The organism is uncultured Sunxiuqinia sp., from assembly GCF_947495665.1.
In the GTDB taxonomy this organism is placed as follows: Bacteria; Bacteroidota; Bacteroidia; order Bacteroidales; family Prolixibacteraceae; genus Sunxiuqinia; species Sunxiuqinia rutila.
Map to the genome: position 1 here is coordinate 265,420 of NZ_CANLZV010000001.1, position 20,143 is coordinate 285,562.

Consider the following 20,143-nt stretch of genomic DNA (forward strand, 5'->3'; position numbering starts at 1 on the left):
TAAATTTAAAAGGAAGTGATTGGGAGTTCATATTCTTCAAATAATTATTTTTGCAGCATGTTTTTCAATTTGTTTTTAACAGGCTTGTTTATTGGGGTTGCAGTGTCCATTCCTTTGGGACCAATTGGCGTATTGATAATTCAGAGAACTGTAAATAAAGACCGCACCGCAGGCTTTTTGTCGGGGATGGGAGCGGCGACTTCGGATGCCATTTATGCGATTGTTGCCGGATTCAGTTTAACCTGGCTTATTGATTTTATCCGACAATATCAATTGACGTTTCAAACGCTGGGCGCCCTGATTATTTTTTTGCTGGGCGTGCATATTTTTCTGAAGAATCCGGTAAAAGACATTCGGCGGTTACGTCGGAAAGGATCTTCTTACTTGCAGGACTATGTTTCTACCTTCCTGATTACCTTTCCGAACCCCTTGGTTATTTTTGTTTTTTTGGCGGTGTTTGCCAGTTCCGGCATTGTCCTGAATATTGACCGGCCTTACCAGTCGTTTTTTATTGTGTTCGGAGTTTTCTCCGGAGCATGTCTTTGGTGGTTGTTTCTTACCGGCCTGGTTAGCTTATTTAAGCATCGTTTTAACCTGCGGTTGCTTTGGTGGTTTAATAAAATTGCCGGTGTTATTATCTGGATTTTTGTAATCGTCAGCTACGCTTACTCCCTGATCAACCAACTTAAGATTTAAAATGAAGCTCCATGGCTTGGCGGAATTTCTGGGGAATCCGGCAGGGCTTGTTGGTGTTTGCATCAAAAAAAGCAAGCACAACTTCGCCAGAATTGATTAACTCATTCTGCTGGTTGTAAATCTCTGTTTTAATTGGAAACTTTACTTTCGGAATGGTTTCAATAATCGTCCTGATCGTGAGCAGATCATCGTAGTAGGCTGACTTGAGGTAATTTATTGTTAAGCTTCGCGCCGGAAGCAGAATATTGGTCTCCTCAATTTCTTTGTAAGAAATCCCCAGGCTACGAATCAACTCTGTTCGTCCGATTTCATAGTAGCGGGGGTAAACACCGTAATAGACGACTCCCATTTTATCGGTATCCTCATAGTAAACGCGAACCTTTGTTTCGTGAATTAGCATGTTATTTATTTAAATGGAGAATTGGCTTCTTTTCCCATGTGAATATACGTCAGTCGGTCGAGCATGGTAGGCCAGAATTTCCCGAGGAAAACCGTGAATTTCCCTTCAATGAAAGTCAGGATAATCTCGCGTTTGCGTTTTTTAACAGCATTGGCAATGTGTCGGGCACAGGCTTCTGCAGTCATCATTTTGCCTTCGTTGCGTGGCGTTTGCCCTTGCGAAGTGCCATTTTGGGTCAGGGCAGACTCCCGTACTTCGGAAGCTGTGAACCCCGGTGCGGCAACCAGCACATGAAGGCCGGTTTTTCTATTTTCAATTCGAAGAGCATCTAAAAAGCCGCGGATGGCATATTTTGATGCTGAATAGCCAGTGCGGGCAGGAAGTCCGACATAACCCGCAATAGAAATAACACCCACTACGGTACCTTTAACAGCAAGCAGGTGTGGTATGGCGTATTTGGTACAATAAACCGTTCCCCAGAAGTTAACATCCATCAGCTTTCGGATCACGTCAAGGTCTAAGTCGCTAAACAAAGCCCGCATGGATATTCCTGCGTTGTTTATCAATACGTCAATTCGACCAAAGTGAGCAATGGTTTGCTCAATCAGGTTTTTGCAATCCTGTTCGAGACTGACATCTGCTTGCGTGGTCAGGATGTTGGTTTGAGGCAAATCGTTCTTTATTTCTTCCAGACGATCCAGTCTGCGAGCAGCCAACGAAAGCGAAGCTCCACGAGCGGCAAATTCATATGCCAGGGCTTTCCCAATTCCAGATGATGCACCAGTGATGACAACTATTTTGTCTTTCATAATTCAGAAAAATCAATTGGCTGCAAAATTAGTGTTTTTATTTTAAGCTCGTTTGTGGCCGCGGCTTTTTGAATGAAAAACTGGGAGTAATTTTTTTTAGACTCTAAGTTTCTTATAATCTTATGTTTGTTTTTGGAACGTGCTTTTTTTTGAAAAAATAATGAGAAAATGTTTTGCATTTTAGGTTCAAAAGCATACTTTTGCAACGCCTTTAAAACAAAAAGGCACTACACATGATGACTCAGTAGCTCAGCTGGTAGAGCACATCCCTTTTAAGGATGGGGTCCTGGGTTCGAACCCCAGCTGAGTCACCAAGTAAGACAGAAGGCCTTGCAAGTAAATAACTTGTGAGGCTTTTGTTCTTTAGTGGTGTTTGGTGTTGTTGCAAAAAGAATCTGCACAAATAAGGAACCACCAAAGAGAGGTTGAGCTACTTAAAAAAAAAAGGATTGTCTTTGGTTGCCATGATGGGCGAAGTGGATGCAGGCTTACTCAAGTTTATTCTACCTCAGGAGTATTGCTTTTTCATCGCGACAGTTGCGAATAGGCAGGAGATTTAAATAAGGATGTGATAAAGTGCAGGTGATCTTTCAGGGAAGGGAAACTGCATATCCAGAGGATAAAAATGCAGTGACAAATTCAGTGGACGGAAGAGGAAGGTATACCCCGCTTAGTCTGGCTGTAGGGCTGTATTATGTAAGCAGAATTTGCTGCCCTTAGAAGTTCGGGCAAGATTATATAATGTCAGATGCCAAGTGACTTGTCCTTTATAATCAGTAACGCTTATCTAGGACTAGTCATGAAGGGAACTGGTTCCCTATAATGCCCCAATTCTGGATTGGCATAGACCATTTTTTAGTTGCTACTCTCAGAGTGTTAACAACTGATTGTTGAATTTTGCCGGATTGTTTACGAAACCCCTTCTGAAAACTTTTAGAATAAATGATCTTCATAATCCCATTTCTTTCTCAAAAGCAATTTGCTCTTTCGAATTCAGATAAACTTGGCCGTCTGGATCATTCTTAGCAAGATAAGTATACAGGTTTGCATCCTCCAGGTCTTTTGTCTTTTTTCTAAGTGATTTCTCTATCAAAGCTTTGATATTTATTTCCTTAGAAGCATCAGCGATGGAGAGTATCTTGAAGGTATGGGCATCCAAGTCTATTATCTGTCTCTTTTTTGGATCTGATCCGCAATCAGGCTTTGATGCTTTTGCTACGATACGTCGCACCTTCGAAACACATCATGATACAATCATCAACTATTTCAACCAAAGAAGCACCAATGCTGCGGTGGAATCATTCAATGCCAAAATTAAAGAGTTCCGAAGACAATTTAGAGGAGTCACAGATGTGAAGTTTTTCCTTTACAGATTGTGTAAAATTTATGCCTAGACCCAGATTTTGGATCTGATCCATAATTTTAATAAATACGGCAGGGGTAATAAAAAAAGAGCTACGATATTTTATCGTAACTCTCTTACTTTGAATCTGTCGGGATGACAAGATTTGAACTTGCGACCCCTCGCCCCCCAGACGAGTACGCTACCAGACTGCGCCACATCCCGATTCCTTGCTTTTGCTGAAATACTACCGTGGTAGAATCATTTCGCTGAAGCGTCTGCAAAAGTAAATAAAGAAGCTAATTCTGCAAAATTAATTTTAACTATTGTGAAAATAATTTTGATAGCCTGGCTCTATTGAGGCTTCATTATTATCGATGAGACAAATGTTGCAAATATCTCGATGTTGTGTAATTTTGTCGTGTTATTTAATGAAAAAAAAGCTAAAAAATAAAAGTCATGTTTAAATCATTGAATCTGAAAGAAAACGAAAAGCCAAATACAGATCCGGTAGGCGATACAGAGCGTGTCAAGTGTTTAATTATTGGTTCGGGCCCAGCAGGATATACAGCTGCCATTTATGCCGCACGCGCTAACTTAAATCCAGTTATGTATGAAGGACTTCAGCCAGGAGGACAGTTGACCACAACGACCGAAGTTGAAAATTACCCGGGATACCCGGAAGGAGTTACCGGACCGGTGATGATGGAGGATTTCAAAAAGCAAGCGGAACGTTTCGGAACAGATGTTCGTTTTGGTTATGCTACAAAAGTGGATTTCTCAGGAGAAATTCACAAGGTGTGGATTGATGACAAGAAAGTGATTGAGGCGGAAGCAGTTATTTTGGCAACTGGAGCTACTGCGAAGTACCTGGGATTGGAAGATGAGCAAAAATATGCTGGTGGTGGTGTTTCTGCCTGTGCTACTTGCGATGGCTTTTTCTACCGTGGAAAAGATGTTGCAGTTGTTGGTGGGGGAGACACTGCAGCTGAGGAAGCCTTGTACCTTGCCGGGCTGGCCAACAAAGTGTATTTAATTGTGCGTCGGGATGTCTTGCGTGCTTCACGTGTGATGGCTGACCGGGTTAAAAAGACACCCAATATTGAAATTCTGTGGAAACACCAAACCAAAGGCTTATTTGGTGAGGGAGTTGTGGAAGGAGCAACTCTTGTGAAAAACAAAGGGGAAGCTAACGAAGAAGAAGTTAAGATAAAAATTGATGGTTTCTTTTTGGCAATTGGTCACAAACCAAATTCGGATTTTGTGAAGGATTACCTCGAAACGGATGAGGTTGGCTATGTGAAGACGATTCCTGGCACTTCAAAAACAAATGTTCCTGGCGTGTTTGCTTGTGGTGATTTGATGGATTCCATCTATCGTCAAGCGATTACTGCTGCCGGTTCGGGCTGTAAAGCAGCCATGGATGTTGAACGCTATTTATCAGAGAAGAATGCTTAATTGCTAAAACCAGAGATAAAAAAACAGCCGTGTGGATTTCCCGCACGGCTGTTTTTTTATTGTCTATGACCTTAGGCCATATCCGGAACTTCAGCGTCTTTGTAGACTCCTGATTCCAGTTTATCTCTAACCTCTTTGAATGCTTCGATAGTGATTTTAACATCTTCCAGGTTGTGCATTGCGGTAGGGATTAAGCGAAGGATAATTTCCCCCTTCGGAATAACCGGGTAAACCACAACAGAGCAGAAGATACCATAGTTTTCGCGTAGGTCCATAACCACGTTGGTAGCTTCGCCAACGCCACCTTTCATATAAACCGGAGTAACAGGAGAGTTGGTACGTCCTAAGTCGAAACCAGCTTCTTTCAAGCCTGATTGCAAACTGTTAACAACAGTCCACAGTTGTTCGCGCAGTTCCGGGCTGTTTTTCAAAAGCTCCAGACGTTTCATAGCACCAACGACCATAGGCATTGGCAATGATTTGGCGAATGTTTGTGAGCGCATGTTGTAGCGCAAATAGTTGCAAATATCCGTGTCGCAGGCAATGAATGCTCCGATTCCGGCCATCGCCTTGGCGAAAGTGCAGAAGTGAAGGTCCACCTGATCCTGAACGCCAAAGTGCTCTGGTGCTCCGGCTCCGGTTGGTCCCATTACTCCAAATCCATGGGCATCGTCAACCAATAGTCTGAAATTGAATTCTTTTTTCAAGGCAACAATTTCATCCAATTTTCCAAGGTCGCCTGACATTCCGAAGACCCCTTCAGTAATTACCAAAATGCCACCGCCTTGTTTTTCGGCTAACTTGGTTGCACGGGTAAGTTGAATTTTTAGATTTTCAATATTGTTGTGTGGATATACATAGCGTTTGCCCATGTGCAGACGAACACCATCCAAAATACATGCGTGAGATTCACTGTCGTAAACAATCACATCATTACGGCCACAAACCGCATCAATGATTGAAACCATTCCCTGGTAGCCAAAGTTCAATAGGAACGAATCCGGTTTGCCAACGTAGGCGGCCAGTTGTTTTTCCAGTTCTTCGTGTTGGTTGGTTTGCCCCGACATCATGCGGGCTCCCATCGGATAAGCCAGTCCCCATTCTTTAGTGGCATCAGCATCCACTTGACGAACTTCCGGGTGATTGGCCAGGCCAATGTAGTTGTTCAAACTCCAGGTTAGCACTTCTTTGCCCCTGAACTTCATGCGGGCACTGATTTCGCCTTCCAGCTTAGGGAATGCAAAATAGCCATGGGCTCTCTCCATGTGCTTACCAATGTCGCCTCTATTTGATCGAAATTTTTCAAAAATATCCACTTCAAAAAGCTTTAAAAATTAACAATGCAAAAGTAATTTTTTTTAAGAAGTCTACAAATTTGTTAATTTATATTAAACCAGTGAGTATATAAACAATATCTTGCGTATTTTGCCGCTGAAATTTTAATAAAAATGTATCTTTGCGCCATGCTTATAAAAATGAAGAATTTTATCCTTTTTGCACTCTTGCTAATAATGGTTGGTACATCGTGTAGCGATTACAACAAGATTGTGAAAAGTACAGACTACGAGTTTAAGTATAAAAAAGCACTGGAATATTATGAAGACGAGGAATTTGTGCGTTCTTCCCAGTTGCTGAGTGAGCTTGTTAACATTTATCGGGGAACCAGTCGGGCCGACGAAGTGTATTACTATTACGCTAAGAGTCATTTTGGAATGAATGACTACCTGATGGCAGGACATTGGTTTAGGACATTGGTTAAAGATTTTCCGAAAAGTAAATATGCCGAAGAATCACAATATATGATTGGCTATTGCTTTTACCTGGATTCACCCAAGCCTCGTTTAGATCAGCAAGTTTCACAAAAGGCCATTGATGCATTTCAATTGTATATGAACCTTTATCCGGGAAGTGACCGGATAGAAGAAGCCAATCGCCTGATTATTGAACTGCGCGATAAATTGGTATTCAAATCGTTTTTGAGTGCCAAGCTCTATTACGACCTGGAAGATTACAAAGCAGCGGTGATTGCTTTGAATAATGCTTTGAAGGATTTTCCCGACACCAAGTATCGTGAAGAGCTCATGTTTATGCATTTACGGGCCAAATATCTTTTGGCTATCAGAAGTATAGAGGAAAAAAAAGAGCAACGTTTGACCGATGCTTTGGATGAATATTTTACCTTTGTCGATGAATTCCCGGAAAGTGAATACCGGAAAGATGCGGATAAGTTTTATCAGCAGACGGCAAAATTGTTAAATTACAACGAAGAGGCTAATTTATAAATAGATATGGATTATAAGAAAATTAAAGCTGAGAGCTCGACAGTCCCAAGAGACTTGACCGACTTGGAAGACCAAACAGGAAATGTTTACGAAACAGTCATGATTCTGGCAAAACGTTCAAACCAAATTGCTTCTGAAATGAAAGAAGAATTGAACCAGAAATTGCAGGAATTTGCTTCGTATTCAGACAACCTGGAAGAAGTATTTGAAAACCGCGAACAAATCGAAATTTCAAAATATTACGAGCGTTTGCCAAAACCAACTTTGATTGCTTTTGAAGAACTGAAGCAAGAACAAATTTATCACCGTAACCCCGCGAAAGAAAACCGCAAGGGACTTTAAATGGAGGCCTTCATGAGGCTAAAGGGAAAACATATTATATTAGGATTAACCGGAAGTATAGCTGCCTACAAGGCGGCTTATCTTTTAAGAGGGCTAGTGAAAGAGGGAGCTGAGGTACAAGTGGTGATGACTCCTGCCGCTAAGGAGTTTATTACCCCTGTAACCATGTCGGCCTTATCCGGACGACCGGTGGCTTCTGAATTCTTTGCGGCCAACGATGGTACCTGGCATTCGCATGTTGATATGGGACAATGGGCTGACTTAATGCTTATTGCTCCGGTAACAGCTGCTACGCTGGGGAAAATGGCGCATGGTATTGCTGATAACCTACTGGTAACAACTTACATGTCGGCTAAATGCCCGGTGTATTTGGCCCCTGCCATGGATTTGGACATGTTTAAGCACCCTTCAACACTTCAGAATCTCGAGATATTGCGTTCGTTTGGCAATGTTATTCTGGAGCCCGGCGAAGGTGAACTGGCCAGTGGCTTGCATGGCAAGGGACGCATGCAGGAGCCCGAACAGCTGGTTGAAGAAGTTGTAACCTTTTTCAACTCAAAAAAAAAACTTCTGAATAAAAAGGTGTTGGTAACTGCCGGCCCTACCTTTGAAAAAATTGACCCGGTACGTTTTATAGGTAATTATTCTTCAGGAAAAATGGGTTTTGCTCTGGCTGAAGAACTGGCTGAAGCAGGCGCTTCGGTGACCTTGGTAAGCGGACCGGTTAGTTTAGCAACTACTCATCCCAGCATTCAACGGATTGATGTTGAGTCTGCGGCAGAAATGCACCAGGCTTGTTTGGATCTCTTTTCCGGAGTTGATGCCGCAATTATGTGTGCAGCAGTGGCCGATTACAGACCCAAGCATGCGGCAGACCAGAAAATTAAGCGTACTGCTGCTGATATGCAGATTGATCTTGAAGCAACAGCCGACATTGCTGCATCGCTTGGACAATTGAAAACCGATATGCAATTGCTAGTTGGTTTTGCTTTGGAAACCAATGATGAAAAGCAAAATGCGCTGGGTAAAATGCAAAAAAAGAACCTCGATTTTATTGTGCTCAATTCGTTGCAGGATGCAGGGGCCGGATTTGGAGGAAATACCAATAAGATTACAATTCTGTCGAAAGACAATAATGCCCAGGAATTTGAGTTAAAGCACAAGAGGGAAGTTGCTGCCGATATTGTGGGAAAACTCATTCAGGAATTGGCAAAGTTGTAAGACTTCAGTAGAATTTTTTTATTTTTACTCTACAGGTATTTTTTAGGTTATGAAGAAACTTAGCTTCTTAGTACTGTTTGTTTTTATGTTAGCTGGTTCGTTAGTGGCGCAGGAGTTGCGCTGTAATATTAGCGTCTCGGGACAACAGATTCAAGGAGCTAACCGCAATGTTTTTCAAACCATGCAGGCCGACCTGTACGAGTTTATGAACAACCGTAAATGGACTGATCATGTCTATTCCATGGACGAGCGGATTGAGTGTAACATTTACATTCGATTAACTGAGCAAATTTCCTCCAACGAATTTAAAGGAAGTATTCAGGTGCAGTTGCGTCGTCCGGTTTTCAATTCCGACTACGAAACACCACTTTTGAACATCAAGGACAATGATTTTCAAGTGGAATATGTAGAATACCAGGCCCTGGAGTTTAACGAAACATCAAACCGGGATAACCTCACCAACCTGATGGCTTTTTACGCTTATATCATTTTAGGAATGGATTATGATTCGTTTGCTCCCAATGGGGGAACTCCCTATTTTCAAAAAGCACAGCAAATCGTCAACAATTCGCAGAATGTCCGGTATTCAGGCTGGAAAGCCTATGAAAGTGAGCGAAATCGTTATTGGTTGATTGAAAATATTATGAATCGGTCGTATGCCCCGTTTCGTGACTGCATATATCAGTACCATCGCTTAGGCCTGGACCGGATGTATGAGCAGGTTGAAGAAGGGCGTGCTGCCATTGCCGAATCGTTGAAGTCGATTCAAAAAGTATTTCGCTCCCGGCCATCGCTTTATATTTTACAGATTTTTTTCGATGCCAAATCGGATGAGTTGGTCAATATTTTCTCCAAGTCGTATCCTGATGAGCGCAACCGGGTGTTAAGTATTTTGAATGAAGTTGATCCCTCAAATGGAAGTAAATACGAGAAGATCAATGAAGCCGCAGAAGAGTTTTAAATGCTAAAAATCCACCTCTGTGTTACAATCTTTATACATTAAAAATTACGCGCTGATCGATAAGTTATCGATTGAATTTAACAGTGGTTTCAACATTATTACTGGTGAAACGGGTGCTGGAAAGTCCATTGTGCTTGGGGCTCTCGGACTCATCCTGGGCCAACGGGCCGACCTTGCTGTGCTACGTGATAAAGCGAAAAAATGTACGGTTGAAGGGTGCTTTGGCGTGCAAGCTTATGGGCTCGAAGAATTTTTTGCCGAGCATGAGTTGGATTATGATGAACAAACCATTTTGCGTCGCGAAATTACTCCGGCCGGAAAATCACGGGCTTTTATCAATGATACGCCTGTAAATCTAAAAACCATACGTGAGCTGGCTTTGCGATTGATTGACATTCATTCGCAGCATCAAAACCTGGATTTGGGGAACCGTTTGTTTCAACTGAAGTTGGTTGATTTGGTGGCTAAAAACAAAGCACTGTTGGCTAACTATCAGGCTCTTTTTCGGACTTATTCTGAAACTAAGAGCACCTATGCCAGTTTAGTGAATGAAGCAGATCAAGCTCGTAAGGACCTGGACTATTTTCAGTTTCAGTTTACTCAGCTGGATGAAGCCAAACTTAAGCAAGGCGAACAAGAGGAGCTTGAAGCCGAGCAAAACCAATTGGAACATGCCGAAGATATTAAACGGACTTTTGGTCAGTTGGCAGATGCACTGGATAGTGATGAAGTAGGTTTGCTGACCCATCTAAAGGAACATGTGAGCCAGCTTGGAAAGATGAGCGATTATTTTGCAGAAGCCAAAACACTACACCAACGTTTAGAGTCCTGCTACCTGGAGTTGAAAGACATTTCGGAGGAGAGTGTGTCTGTTGCGGAGCGGGTTGAGCATGATTCGATGCGCATTGAGCAGGTGGCTGATCGTTTGGATCTCATTTATTCGTTGCAACAAAAATTTTCGGTGGACACCATTGAAGAACTCATCGGCGTTCAGAACGACCTGGAGCACAAAATCAGCCAGGTAGAAAGCTTTGATGAAGAGCTCGCATCGATGGAGAAGGTATTGGATCAGCAGAAGACCGAGCTGGAGAAAATGGCTGCTGGATTAGCCAAAAGCAGGAGAGCTGTCTCTAAAGATTTTGAGCAGGCCGTGGTTGGTATGTTGCATAAACTTGGTATGGCCAATGCTGTTTTTCAATTAAATTTTGAGGCTACGGAACAGTTGGGGATGATGGGAAAGGATGAAGTTCGCTTTCTGTTTAGCGCCAATAAAAGTGCCGAGCCTCAAGAGATTTCAAAAATTGCGTCAGGGGGGGAAATGTCACGTGTGATGTTGGCACTCAAAAGCCTGATTACAGACAGCAAGTCGTTACCCACCATCGTTTTTGATGAGATTGATACCGGGATTTCAGGCGAGATTGCCTTGAAAATGGGCGACATTCTAAAAACAATTTCCTCCAAAATGCAGGTCATCAACATTACGCATCTACCGCAAATTGCTGCTAAAGGCGATCATCATTATCAAGTGTATAAATTTGATCAGGAAGACCAGACATTTACTTCAATTCGCAAATTAGAAAACAGTGAACGGGTTGACGAGTTGGCTCAAATGTTGAGTGGCGACCGCCATTCGGATACCGCCCGTGAAACGGCCCGTGAGTTATTGAACTAAGCGTTTTATTTGAGCGATAAAAACAAGGCTTCACCATCCGATGAAGCCTTGTTTTTTTTATAAGCGGTTTTCCAGAATATGTTGAATTTCTTTGGGGCCAATATCTGCCTTTTCGCCCACCTTGAAGCCCCGTTGCTCAAAACGGTTGGCAATACGAGTAACGGTTTCGGCCGGAACATCATAGTCGGGCAGGGTGGTTTTAATGCCCACCGACTCAAAGAAAGCAATGGTCTTGGCAATGGCCAGATCAATGCGCTCATCGACTGTTCCTTCGGTTATATTCCAAATGCGTTCGCCGTATTGCAGGAGCTTGGCTTGTTTTTCTTTTCGGCGGATATGCATGATGCCGGGAAGCACAATTGCCAGGGTACGGGCATGATCAATTCCATGATAAGCCGTTAGTTCATGCCCAATCATGTGGGTAGCCCAGTCCTGAGGAACACCCATGCCAATAAGTCCGTTTAAAGCCATGGTTGCGCTCCACATAAAATTGGCTGCTGACTCATAGTCATTTCGATTAGCCAGCACTTTGGGGCCTTCTTCAATCAGCGTGTGTAAAATGCCCTCGGCAAACCGATCCTGCAAAGGCGAATTGACCGGAAAGGTGAGGTATTGTTCAATAACGTGAATGAAAGCGTCCACAATGCCGTTGGCTACTTGCCGGTCGGGAAGAGAGAAAATAACTTCCGGATCAAGTACTGAAAACTGGGGCATAACAGCCGGCGAATCGAAAGCCAGTTTTTCCTGGGTAGAAACCCGGTTGATAACGGAATTGCCATTCATTTCAGAACCAGTAGCCGGAAGGGTAATGACGGCGCCAATCGGAATGGCTTTTTCTACTTTTACCTGACTTCGTTTAGCACAAATATCCCAAGGATCATCACCTTCAAACAAGGCTGCAGCAGCAATAAATTTTGTTCCGTCGAGTACGGAGCCGCCACCAACAGGAAGCAGGTAATCCACGCCTTCTTTTTTTACCAGTTCCACAGCTTGCATCAAGGTTTCGTAATGCGGGTTGGGTTCAATTCCTCCAAACTCAATGATGTCGAGCCCTTGGGTTGCAGCTTTCACCTGATCGTAGATGCCGTTTTTAAAAATACTGCCTCCGCCATAGGTCAGCAGAATTTTTTTATCTCGTGGCAACTCGGCAGCGATTTTGGCAATCTGCCCTTTTCCAAACAATATTTTTACTGGATTTTTGAACTCGAAATTATACATGTTTTCTCCTTTTTTTTGTTTTGGTCTCCAAATTTACAAAACGTGTGGCAAATTTTCTGTTAATAAACTTTAAGCTTTATCCGGTGAATCGGGAATCTTTCTTCATCATGACTTTAGCATTTGTCGCTGAATAAAGTTTCCTATTTTTGTTGAATGGAAAAAGATGAATTGAGAAATCGGATTTGCTCTCTGGATGACAACGCTTTGGAAGAACTGCTTAGCCAGCGTGATGCGTATGAACCAGAGGCGGTTGATATTGCCGTACAGGAAGCGATTGACCGTCAGTTGATACAGTCGAAAGATGAGTTGAAAGGGGCAAGGTTCACGGAAAAACGTCATCCCAAAAGCCTGTTTCCATACCTTCATCGCGAAAAGCAATTTCAAAAAGTCTTTGGCAGCTTAGTTCGATCCTTGTACCTGGTGGCACTCATCCCGCTTATTTTTGGGGCACTAAAAATGGTGGAGATGCAGCAGCAGCAAGGTTTGGGAATGCTGGGGCTGGGCCTGTTATGGATTGGCTTGAGCATTCGGATGCAAAAAAGGAAGGATGCCCGGATTCCTTTGCTGTTGATGGTCATTTTCGTGACAGGGTTGATGCAGTTTTTACTGAGTAGACCCGAGCATTTGAATTGGCAGCTTACCGATTTTCTCGTTTTAGGAATTGCGACATTGCTGGTTATTTATGGCTTAGTATACCTTCGGGTTTTGCTTGCTCGCAGACAAGGCAAGCAATAACTGATTGTTCCAGTCATTCACCTTTTAAAAACGGGGATTCATCGAAAAAAACAAGCGTAGAGTCCTTGGATGGTTTAGTTTTGTGCTACAATGAATTTAATTCCTGAAAACGATGAAAACCAGACAACTTTCAATGTTACTTCTTCTTTCGGTCTTTTGGTTACTCCCTGCCTTGGCTTCTGCTGCTCCGGAGTGGGACGACGATGATGTTCGGGTATATGAGCTTACTTCCTTTAACCGTATTGTCCTGGAAGGCGGGTATAAAGTTATTCTTCAGCAATCTGATCATCCCGGTTTGCGAATAAAAACTGATGAAGAGGCTTTCGAGTACATTGAGGTAGAAAATGAACGGGGAATTTTAAGCGTCAAGCTGAAGGAAAAGCACTTTAGTTTTGACCGAATGATTTTATACATCGAGTTTGTGGAGCTGGAAGAACTCGATGTGGAAGGCGGTCTGAACCTGGAAACCCGTGGATATGTTGATTTGAAGGATTTCTACCTGAAAGTGGAAGGCGGTGCCAAGATTGAAATGGAAATGAAAGTAGATCATCTGAAAGTGGTGGGCGAAGGCGGTGTTAGCTTCAAATTTCGCGGCGTAGCTCAGTCTATGGATACACGAATTTCGGGAGCCGGACACTTGGATGCAGACGCATTGAAAGCCCAATCGGTTGCTATTGAAATCGAAGGCGTAGGCGGAGGTTCGGTATATGCAACCGACTATTTGAAAGCCAAAATCGAAGGCGTAGGTAAAATTCGCTACAAAGGTAATCCGGAAGTGGACAAAGAAATCGAAGGAATCGGTTTCGTAAGTCCGGAATAATAATAAATCTATTTTTTTAGAAAGCAGAAGTCGTCTTGTCTTCTGCTTTTTTTTATTTTATTAAAATCCTGTTTCTGAGTGATTAAAACCAAAGGAGTGCAATATTTGTTTAGGTTTTTAAATCATTATTGTTATTTTTGGAAACTTCGATGCCCAAAAGAGGTAAGATTTAACTTTTATATAATTAATAAAACTGAAAAGAGGATCATATTATGAAGCGATTTATTTTATTTACTGTATTTTGTCTGGGAATGGCCGTTGCTGGTGTGGCACAAGAGGCTCCTGATGCACTTCAATTGAAGAATGACGGTAACGATGCACTACGAGACAAAAACTACAAAAATGCGCTGGAGCTGTTTGAGAAATCTTTAGCTAACTGGGGTGAGGAAGAGCAAGACAACGCGATGATCTACAATGCTGGATATTGTGCTTATAAAGTAAAAAGCTTTGACAAAGCGGTTAAATACTTCGATCAGTCAATCCAAAGTAATTATAAAGTATCTACGGCCTATTTGTACAAAGCCAATGCTCAACGTAAAAAGGGTGATGATGAAGGTTTTGTTGAAACACTGGAAGCTGGTATTGCAGCCAATTCAAATAATACGAAAATGAAATCCATGCTTTCCACTTACTATTTGAAAGAAGGAAATGCTTACTACAAAAAAGGAGCTTCAATTTTGAAAGAGGCTGCTGCTGATGTGGCTGCAGGAAAATTTAAGACCACTGACGATCAGTATAAACAAGCCACCAGTAAAGCAAAAACGGAGTTTAAAAAGGCATTGCCATTCTTTGATAAAGCCTTGAAATTGACTCCAAATGATGATACGGCCAAACAGCTGAAAGCTGCAGCTACTCAGGCAATCAACGGATAGTAATTGAACACGAGTTCAAAAAAGGCTGTTCCAATCGGAGCAGCCTTTTTTTTGGTCTTTTTGAGACGTGTTTTTAGTTGGATCCAAACCCTGAATGGGGCCACTAACTTTTAGATCTTGATTTTTTGTTGTCTGGATGTTCCACCGAGATATTCTTTTGAAGAATAATGCTGTTGGGAATGGTTATGCGGTCGCCGTCGGGCGAAATCAGGTGAACAAAAAAGAAAGTTACATCGTTGACCTGCCCTTCAATAATAAAGTCTTTCTCCAGTATTTTGATGTGATCACCCAGTTTCATTGGATGGTTAAAATAGAGAATTAAGCCGGAGGTAATATTAGCCAGGATAGACCATTGCGCAAAAAAAGCGATGCCAATGATGGTCAGCACCGAGGATAAGAATAGCATCAACTTTTCTCGTTCAATTCCCCAAATACCAGTAACGGCTATGATGGTGCCTAGAATGATGAAAAAGTTCATCATCTTAATGGTGATTCTACGACGCTGCAGCGTGAAGTTGAACTTTTTTAGCGTTCGGTTGATCGAATGTCTGATAACGAATCGAATGGCTAATAATAGGGCCAAAACAATGGCCGTTTGCATGATTTCTAATTTATAGGCATCCATAGTTGTAAATGTTTTAAACAAAAATAGGAATAAATTGAGGCATTCTCACTACTGCTTATGGGGCTCCTTTGAAGTGTTTGCAGTTGATTCAAAATGAGCGGTAAAAAAAGCCGGAATACGAATGCTTCCAGCTTTATGATAGGATTTTAGTTTTTGAGCATCGGAAAAAGTCGTCTTATTTCATCATCGGAAGGGTATCTGCCATATTCGCATATTTCAAAGACTTCGGCTTTTTTAACCGCTTTCCCTTTTTTAGGGCCATACCATTTGATTAGCGATGTGCGCGCTTCGTCGTTGATTTCCTGGTCGCGTATGGCATTTAGCCACTTCAGGCGTTCTTCTTCGGTTTCGGGTACCCGATCCAGGCTTCCGTTCAGCCAGGGTAACCACTCAAAAAACTGCGATTCGTGAGCAGCCATCCCGTAAGTTTTAGCCTCGTAAACATCCGTAATGTCGATGGCAATATCTGGTTTTAAGGGAGCTGGTTTCTGAAAGCGATCATGCGAATACAAGAAAATCGGATTCTTTTTTAGGGCCGGAACATCGGAGGCTACATTCGGAACAACCACCATAAAGGCAGCATCCTGAACAAGTTGAGCGGTGTACCGATGATCCGGGTGATAATCGTTGGGCCGATGGCCAATCACAATGTCTGCATTCCATCTGCGGATAATGCGGATCAGCTCCAGGCGGTTTTCCAGGCTAGGCACCAGTTCTCCGTCGTGGTTATCCAACACAAGGTATTCAACGCCAAACCGCTTACCGGCTTCCTGGGCTTCAGCTCGCCGTATTCTGGCCAGTGCGCCACCTCCTTTTTCATGATGGCCGGCATCTCCATTGGTTAAAGACACAAAAAGAACCTTGTGCCCCATGCGTGCAAATTGAATCGCGGTTCCTCCGGCATCAATATCACAATCGTCAGGGTGAGCACCAATAACGACCAGGTTGATTTTTTCCTGGGCATTGGCAAACAAGGGGACAAGAAAAAGGCATAGAATGAAGTTCATTAGTTTTTTCATGGTTCAGTTGTTTGTTTAAAGGATCAATTCGAAATTCTTTGATTTAGGTTAAAGGCTGCCGAATCAACTAAAGATGATGTATTAAAAATTAAATTTAAGGGTGATGTTTCTCCCAAAGATATCCTAAAAAAAGGAATCTCAAAAAAGACCAGTTCGTGTTCTGTTGGCCTTTTTGAGATTCCCTTTGAAAATACTGTTTAAAATAATCCATCAATAGAAAGATAGCGCTCCCCGGTATCATAGGAAAAAGTGAGAATTTTTGATCCTTTAGGAAGCTCCTGGATTTTCTTAGCCACAGCAGCCAGTGAAGCACCTGATGAAATGCCTACAAACAAGCCTTCTTCTTTCGCTGCACGTTGGGCGTAATCAAAGGCTTCCTCTTTCGAAACCTGAATGGTTCCATCCAGCAGTGGGGTTTTCAGATTCTCAGGAATAAAGCCAGCACCTATTCCCTGAATGGGGTGGGGCCCGGGACTGCCACCGCTAATAACCGGCGATTGTTCAGGCTCAACGGCAAAGGTTTTTAACTCCGGAAAGCGTGTTTTTAAAACTTCACTTACCCCAGAAATATGGCCACCCGTGCCTACCCCGGTAATCAGGTAGTCAAACCCCTCAGGAAAGTCGCTGAGGATTTCCTGAGCCGTATGGTCGCGGTGAGCTGCAATATTGGCTTCGTTGTCAAATTGCGAAGGAATCCAGGAGTTCGATTGTTCTCCAGCAAGTTCCTCAGCTTTGGCAATGGCCCCTTTCATACCCTTTTCTTTGGGGGTAAGCACCAACTCAGCGCCATAGGCAGTTAAGATCCGACGGCGTTCCAAAGACATCGATTCAGGCATAACCAGAATGAGTTTGTATTTTTTTACAGCCGCAACCAAGGCAAGTCCAATCCCCGTGTTTCCCGAGGTTGGTTCAATAATCAAGGAGTCTGGGTTTAAGATGCCTTTACTTTCGGCTTCTTCCACCATCTTTAAAGCAATCCGGTCTTTAATGCTACCTCCGGGATTGGTGCGTTCCAGCTTGACATAGACTTCGTAGTCTTCCCGATACAGGTTGTTGATGCGAACTAAAGGTGTGTTTCCAATGGTTTCCAGAATGTTGTTGAATTTCATATTTGTCTGTTTTAAAGGGTTATTAAACAAAAAAAGGCCTTCCAAATTCATGGAAGGCCTGCTCATATCTTTATTAAAAAGAATTTATTGCATTTTAAACATACCTTCCCCGTGTTACTCTGTAGCAACAGCACATACACATATTTGGGAAGGAAAAGTTCATCAGAAATGATCTGTTTTTATTTTGATGCAACAATATTAATTAAAAAAAACGAATAAAATACAATTTAGTCTGATTTTAATTCTTATAAAAAAGCCATTTAAAGATTTCTTTAAAGTTCACTTTTTTGCCATACATCAAAATGCCGGTTCGGTAAATTTTCCCTGCTACCCAGATTGTGCCATAAATGGAGGCGACCAGAATGCTCATTGAAAGCAGCAGTTCCCACATCGGAACGCCATAGGGTACACGCACCATCATTATGATTGGTGAAGTGAACGGAATCATGGATGCCCAGAAGGCCAGTGCACCTTCGGGGTTTTTCACTACCGGAAATAAAATGATGATGGAGAAAATAAGCGGAAGGGTAACCGGAAGCATCAGTTGCTGGGCTTCTTCTTCATGATCTACAGCGGCACCCACGGCACCCATAAGGGACGAGTACATCAGGAAGCCCCCCAGAAAGTAAAATACAAACGAGCCAAGAATCAGCGGAATGTTCAGGTTGCCGATTAAATCAATAATGTTGAGGACGGCATTTTCCTGTGCTGCTTGTTGGAACTGTGGATTAGCCGCCATCATGCTTTGCGACTGCTGGAGCATTTCAGCCTGGTCGGGTGCAAGGAAGACCTGCAGACCGGTAACGATCAAAAACATCAGTACAACCCAGAAAACAAGTTGCGTTAAGCCAACCAGACCAATGCCTACAATTTTCCCGAACATCAGTTGGGTGGGCTTTACCGAGGAAATGATTACCTCTACAATACGGCTTGATTTTTCTTCCATCACCCCACGCATCACCATGGCGCCATAAAAGAAGACAAACATGTAGATAATAAATCCGGCACCATAGCCAACAGCCATGGCAATTTCGGTAGAGCTTTTCACTGCTTCGCCTTTTGCGTCCACCTTCATGGTTTCCAGTTCAATATGTGTGCGTGCGGCAGCTAGTTTTTCTTCCAAATCCGGAATGCCGGATTCGTCGATGATCAGGGCTTTTTTATCTTCTTCAATCAGGTTTTTTAGCTTGTTGCTAATCATATTTTTGATATCGAAGGTCACCTGCTTGTCGGACAATAAACTGGCACGACTGGTCGTCACAATATCTTCAGGAATGTGTAAAACTGCATAGTACGCACTCGATTTGATGTCTTGCTGAATACGTTCAAATTCCGTTTTCGGAATAAAGGTAAAGCGAGTAAACTCTGTGTCTTCCCAGCGATTTTCAAACTGCTGGCTGGCATCATAAACCCCGATTGTGCGCTCTTCCTCGTCGTCCTGCATGGCCAGCCAGGCCGGCAAAACGGTAATTCCACCAAATAAAAATGGGACCAGCAAGGTTAAAATGATAAAGGATTTTTTCCGGACCCGGGTGATGTATTCGCGTTTTAAGATTATAAGTGATTTATGCATGAGCTTGTTTTTTGGGGTTTGCTTGTTCAACAACTTGAATAAAAACTTCATTCATGGAAGGAATGACTTCGCGGAAGGAGCGGATGTCCATTTTTTCCATCAAATTGCGGAGGAGGGCATTGGTTGGAATCTCATTGTTCAACTGAAACTTTACCCGCTGGACATGTCCCTTCAATTCATAATCGATGAGCTGAAAACCATTGCGACTAAACTCGGCGGTAACATCATGCGCGACCGTGGTTTCAATTTCAAAAACATCCTGCTTATATTGCTCTTTAATGGTGTCAATGGGGCCATCCAGTATCTTTTTCGACTGGTTAATCAGGGCAATGTGATCACAAATTTCTTCGACCGAGGCCATGTTGTGGGTTGAGAAAATAATGGTTGCTCCATTTTCTTTCAGCTTAAGAATTTCATTTTTCAGCAGGTTGGCATTGATGGGGTCAAAACCACTGAAAGGCTCATCAAAAATCAGAAGTTTGGGTTGGTGAACGACCGTGGTAATAAACTGAACCTTTTGCTGCATCCCTTTCGAAAGCTCTTCCACCTTTTTGTTCCACCAGGGTTGAATCTCAAATTTTTCAAACCAGTACCTCAGCCCTTTTAATGCATCGTGGCGGCTTAAGCCTTTCAGTTGAGCCAGGTACAGCGCTTGTTCGCCTACTTTCATTTTTTTATAAAGTCCGCGTTCTTCGGGGAGGTAGCCAATGTGTTGAATATCGGTGGACCTGAGTTGACGTCCAAACAGCTGAACTTCGCCTTCGTCTGGAGCTGTAATCTGGTTGATGATGCGGATCAGGGTGGTTTTTCCTGCTCCGTTAGGCCCCAGCAGCCCAAAAATACTTTGTTCGCCAACTTCAATGCTGACTTTATCCAAAGCCCGGTGTCCGGCATAGTCTTTTACGACATTGGTCGCTTTGAAGAATTCCATGGATGTGCTATTTAAGATTTTTAAACGATGTAATTCGTATTAAATTGAACGGATGCCC

The 20,143-nt window shown here is 42.8% G+C and carries 21 protein-coding genes and 2 tRNA genes; 12 read left to right on the plus strand and 11 right to left on the minus strand.

The window, feature by feature from the left end; genetic code table 11:
• Window positions 1-57 precede the first annotated feature (57 nt).
• Window positions 58-696 (plus strand): LysE family transporter, encoded by a 639-nt coding sequence (locus Q1A18_RS01125; protein WP_299576459.1) that lies wholly within the window; start codon window positions 58-60, stop codon window positions 694-696.
• Here the strand turns inward: Q1A18_RS01125 and Q1A18_RS01130 are convergent.
• Together Q1A18_RS01130 and Q1A18_RS01135 are read right to left on the minus strand one after the other, a co-directional pair.
• Complete coding sequence (locus tag Q1A18_RS01130; protein ID WP_299576461.1) at window positions 686-1,096, minus strand: thioesterase family protein; 411 nt, start codon at window positions 1,094-1,096, stop codon at window positions 686-688. The genes Q1A18_RS01125 and Q1A18_RS01130 overlap by 11 nt on opposite strands.
• Before the next feature lie 5 nt (window positions 1,097-1,101).
• Window positions 1,102-1,905, minus strand: coding sequence for an SDR family oxidoreductase (locus Q1A18_RS01135; RefSeq protein ID WP_299576463.1), 804 nt, complete (start codon window positions 1,903-1,905; stop codon window positions 1,102-1,104).
• 238 nt (window positions 1,906-2,143) lie between these two features.
• Between Q1A18_RS01135 and Q1A18_RS01140 the strand changes: the two genes are divergently transcribed.
• Window positions 2,144-2,219 (plus strand) — tRNA-Lys (locus Q1A18_RS01140).
• A gap of 635 nt (window positions 2,220-2,854) precedes the next feature.
• Here the strand turns inward: Q1A18_RS01140 and Q1A18_RS01145 are convergent.
• A complete protein-coding gene (locus tag Q1A18_RS01145) occupies window positions 2,855-3,136 on the minus strand; it encodes a hypothetical protein (protein ID WP_299577169.1) in 282 nt (93 codons plus the stop codon).
• Between Q1A18_RS01145 and Q1A18_RS01150 the strand changes: the two genes are divergently transcribed.
• Complete coding sequence (locus tag Q1A18_RS01150; protein ID WP_299576465.1) at window positions 3,033-3,299, plus strand: transposase; 267 nt, start codon at window positions 3,033-3,035, stop codon at window positions 3,297-3,299. The two genes, Q1A18_RS01145 and Q1A18_RS01150, sit on opposite strands and share 104 nt — an antisense overlap.
• 99 nt (window positions 3,300-3,398) lie before the next feature.
• Here the strand turns inward: Q1A18_RS01150 and Q1A18_RS01155 are convergent.
• Window positions 3,399-3,472, minus strand: a tRNA-Pro gene (locus Q1A18_RS01155).
• Window positions 3,473-3,706: 234 nt separating this feature from the next.
• Between Q1A18_RS01155 and trxB the strand changes: the two genes are divergently transcribed.
• The gene (gene trxB / locus Q1A18_RS01160) at window positions 3,707-4,705 is read left to right on the plus strand and encodes a thioredoxin-disulfide reductase (protein ID WP_299576467.1); all 999 of its coding nucleotides are present in this window, start codon (window positions 3,707-3,709) and stop codon (window positions 4,703-4,705) included.
• Between the two features lie 71 nt (window positions 4,706-4,776).
• On the opposite strand, the gene Q1A18_RS01165 is transcribed toward trxB, so the two are convergent.
• Entirely contained in the window at window positions 4,777-6,021 is a 1,245-nt protein-coding gene (locus Q1A18_RS01165) for a pyridoxal phosphate-dependent aminotransferase family protein (protein ID WP_299576469.1), read from the minus strand.
• Between the two features lie 159 nt (window positions 6,022-6,180).
• Between Q1A18_RS01165 and bamD the strand changes: the two genes are divergently transcribed.
• Genes bamD through recN form a run of 5 tightly spaced genes read left to right on the plus strand, consistent with a single transcriptional unit; the run spans window position 6,181 to window position 11,183 of the window.
• Window positions 6,181-6,987 carry an outer membrane protein assembly factor BamD gene (gene bamD / locus Q1A18_RS01170; protein ID WP_299576471.1) on the plus strand — a complete coding sequence of 269 codons (807 nt, stop codon included), beginning with the start codon at window positions 6,181-6,183 and terminating at the stop codon, window positions 6,985-6,987.
• 6 nt (window positions 6,988-6,993) lie between these two features.
• Window positions 6,994-7,329 (plus strand): DNA-directed RNA polymerase subunit omega, encoded by a 336-nt coding sequence (locus tag Q1A18_RS01175; protein WP_299576473.1) that lies wholly within the window; start codon window positions 6,994-6,996, stop codon window positions 7,327-7,329.
• A gap of 12 nt (window positions 7,330-7,341) precedes the next feature.
• A complete protein-coding gene (coaBC, locus tag Q1A18_RS01180; RefSeq protein ID WP_299576475.1) occupies window positions 7,342-8,550 on the plus strand; it encodes a bifunctional phosphopantothenoylcysteine decarboxylase/phosphopantothenate--cysteine ligase CoaBC in 1,209 nt (402 codons plus the stop codon).
• A gap of 49 nt (window positions 8,551-8,599) precedes the next feature.
• Window positions 8,600-9,511 carry a DUF4835 family protein gene (locus Q1A18_RS01185; protein ID WP_299576477.1) on the plus strand — a complete coding sequence of 304 codons (912 nt, stop codon included), beginning with the start codon at window positions 8,600-8,602 and terminating at the stop codon, window positions 9,509-9,511.
• A 19-nt stretch (window positions 9,512-9,530) separates the two neighbouring features.
• A complete protein-coding gene (recN, locus tag Q1A18_RS01190; protein WP_299576479.1) occupies window positions 9,531-11,183 on the plus strand; it encodes a DNA repair protein RecN in 1,653 nt (550 codons plus the stop codon).
• Window positions 11,184-11,240: 57 nt separating this feature from the next.
• Here recN and Q1A18_RS01195 read toward each other — a convergent pair whose 3' ends face one another.
• The gene (locus Q1A18_RS01195) at window positions 11,241-12,401 is read right to left on the minus strand and encodes an iron-containing alcohol dehydrogenase (RefSeq protein WP_299576481.1); all 1,161 of its coding nucleotides are present in this window, start codon (window positions 12,399-12,401) and stop codon (window positions 11,241-11,243) included.
• A gap of 153 nt (window positions 12,402-12,554) precedes the next feature.
• On the opposite strand from Q1A18_RS01195, the gene Q1A18_RS01200 reads away from it, so the two are divergent.
• The 3 genes from Q1A18_RS01200 (at window position 12,555) to Q1A18_RS01210 (ending at window position 14,828) form a co-directional block, all read left to right on the plus strand.
• Window positions 12,555-13,136 carry a hypothetical protein gene (locus tag Q1A18_RS01200; RefSeq protein ID WP_299576483.1) on the plus strand — a complete coding sequence of 194 codons (582 nt, stop codon included), beginning with the start codon at window positions 12,555-12,557 and terminating at the stop codon, window positions 13,134-13,136.
• A 112-nt stretch (window positions 13,137-13,248) separates the two neighbouring features.
• Entirely contained in the window at window positions 13,249-13,956 is a 708-nt protein-coding gene (locus tag Q1A18_RS01205) for a head GIN domain-containing protein (RefSeq protein WP_299576485.1), read from the plus strand.
• Window positions 13,957-14,168: 212 nt separating this feature from the next.
• Window positions 14,169-14,828 carry a tetratricopeptide repeat protein gene (locus Q1A18_RS01210; RefSeq protein WP_299576487.1) on the plus strand — a complete coding sequence of 220 codons (660 nt, stop codon included), beginning with the start codon at window positions 14,169-14,171 and terminating at the stop codon, window positions 14,826-14,828.
• A gap of 103 nt (window positions 14,829-14,931) precedes the next feature.
• Here Q1A18_RS01210 and Q1A18_RS01215 read toward each other — a convergent pair whose 3' ends face one another.
• The 5 genes from Q1A18_RS01215 to Q1A18_RS01235 form a co-directional block, all read right to left on the minus strand.
• The gene (locus Q1A18_RS01215) at window positions 14,932-15,453 is read right to left on the minus strand and encodes a mechanosensitive ion channel domain-containing protein (protein ID WP_299576489.1); all 522 of its coding nucleotides are present in this window, start codon (window positions 15,451-15,453) and stop codon (window positions 14,932-14,934) included.
• Between the two features lie 146 nt (window positions 15,454-15,599).
• Entirely contained in the window at window positions 15,600-16,472 is an 873-nt protein-coding gene (locus tag Q1A18_RS01220; RefSeq protein ID WP_299576491.1) for a PIG-L deacetylase family protein, read from the minus strand.
• Window positions 16,473-16,669: 197 nt separating this feature from the next.
• Window positions 16,670-17,581: a cysteine synthase A gene (cysK, locus tag Q1A18_RS01225; RefSeq protein ID WP_299576493.1), complete on the minus strand. Its 912-nt coding sequence runs from the start codon at window positions 17,579-17,581 to the stop codon at window positions 16,670-16,672.
• 238 nt (window positions 17,582-17,819) lie between these two features.
• Window positions 17,820-19,154: an ABC transporter permease gene (locus Q1A18_RS01230; RefSeq protein ID WP_299576495.1), complete on the minus strand. Its 1,335-nt coding sequence runs from the start codon at window positions 19,152-19,154 to the stop codon at window positions 17,820-17,822.
• Window positions 19,147-20,085 carry an ATP-binding cassette domain-containing protein gene (locus Q1A18_RS01235; RefSeq protein ID WP_299576497.1) on the minus strand — a complete coding sequence of 313 codons (939 nt, stop codon included), beginning with the start codon at window positions 20,083-20,085 and terminating at the stop codon, window positions 19,147-19,149. The genes Q1A18_RS01230 and Q1A18_RS01235 overlap by 8 nt, the downstream gene beginning before the upstream one ends.
• Window positions 20,086-20,143 lie beyond the last annotated feature (58 nt).

Coding starts and splice junctions, on each gene's coding strand:
- Q1A18_RS01125 (WP_299576459.1), top strand. CDS start 58: ATGTTTTTCAATTTGTTTTTAACAGGCTTGTTTATTGGGGTTGCAGTG.
- Q1A18_RS01130 (WP_299576461.1), bottom strand. CDS start 1,096: ATGCTAATTCACGAAACAAAGGTTCGCGTTTACTATGAGGATACCGAT.
- Q1A18_RS01135 (WP_299576463.1), bottom strand. CDS start 1,905: ATGAAAGACAAAATAGTTGTCATCACTGGTGCATCATCTGGAATTGGG.
- Q1A18_RS01150 (WP_299576465.1), top strand. CDS start 3,033: ATGGAGAGTATCTTGAAGGTATGGGCATCCAAGTCTATTATCTGTCTC.
- trxB (WP_299576467.1), top strand. CDS start 3,707: ATGTTTAAATCATTGAATCTGAAAGAAAACGAAAAGCCAAATACAGAT.
- bamD (WP_299576471.1), top strand. CDS start 6,181: ATGAAGAATTTTATCCTTTTTGCACTCTTGCTAATAATGGTTGGTACA.
- Q1A18_RS01175 (WP_299576473.1), top strand. CDS start 6,994: ATGGATTATAAGAAAATTAAAGCTGAGAGCTCGACAGTCCCAAGAGAC.
- coaBC (WP_299576475.1), top strand. CDS start 7,342: ATGAGGCTAAAGGGAAAACATATTATATTAGGATTAACCGGAAGTATA.
- Q1A18_RS01185 (WP_299576477.1), top strand. CDS start 8,600: ATGAAGAAACTTAGCTTCTTAGTACTGTTTGTTTTTATGTTAGCTGGT.
- Q1A18_RS01195 (WP_299576481.1), bottom strand. CDS start 12,401: ATGTATAATTTCGAGTTCAAAAATCCAGTAAAAATATTGTTTGGAAAA.
- Q1A18_RS01200 (WP_299576483.1), top strand. CDS start 12,555: ATGGAAAAAGATGAATTGAGAAATCGGATTTGCTCTCTGGATGACAAC.
- Q1A18_RS01205 (WP_299576485.1), top strand. CDS start 13,249: ATGAAAACCAGACAACTTTCAATGTTACTTCTTCTTTCGGTCTTTTGG.
- Q1A18_RS01210 (WP_299576487.1), top strand. CDS start 14,169: ATGAAGCGATTTATTTTATTTACTGTATTTTGTCTGGGAATGGCCGTT.
- Q1A18_RS01215 (WP_299576489.1), bottom strand. CDS start 15,453: ATGGATGCCTATAAATTAGAAATCATGCAAACGGCCATTGTTTTGGCC.
- Q1A18_RS01220 (WP_299576491.1), bottom strand. CDS start 16,472: ATGAAAAAACTAATGAACTTCATTCTATGCCTTTTTCTTGTCCCCTTG.
- cysK (WP_299576493.1), bottom strand. CDS start 17,581: ATGAAATTCAACAACATTCTGGAAACCATTGGAAACACACCTTTAGTT.
- Q1A18_RS01230 (WP_299576495.1), bottom strand. CDS start 19,154: ATGCATAAATCACTTATAATCTTAAAACGCGAATACATCACCCGGGTC.
- Q1A18_RS01235 (WP_299576497.1), bottom strand. CDS start 20,085: ATGGAATTCTTCAAAGCGACCAATGTCGTAAAAGACTATGCCGGACAC.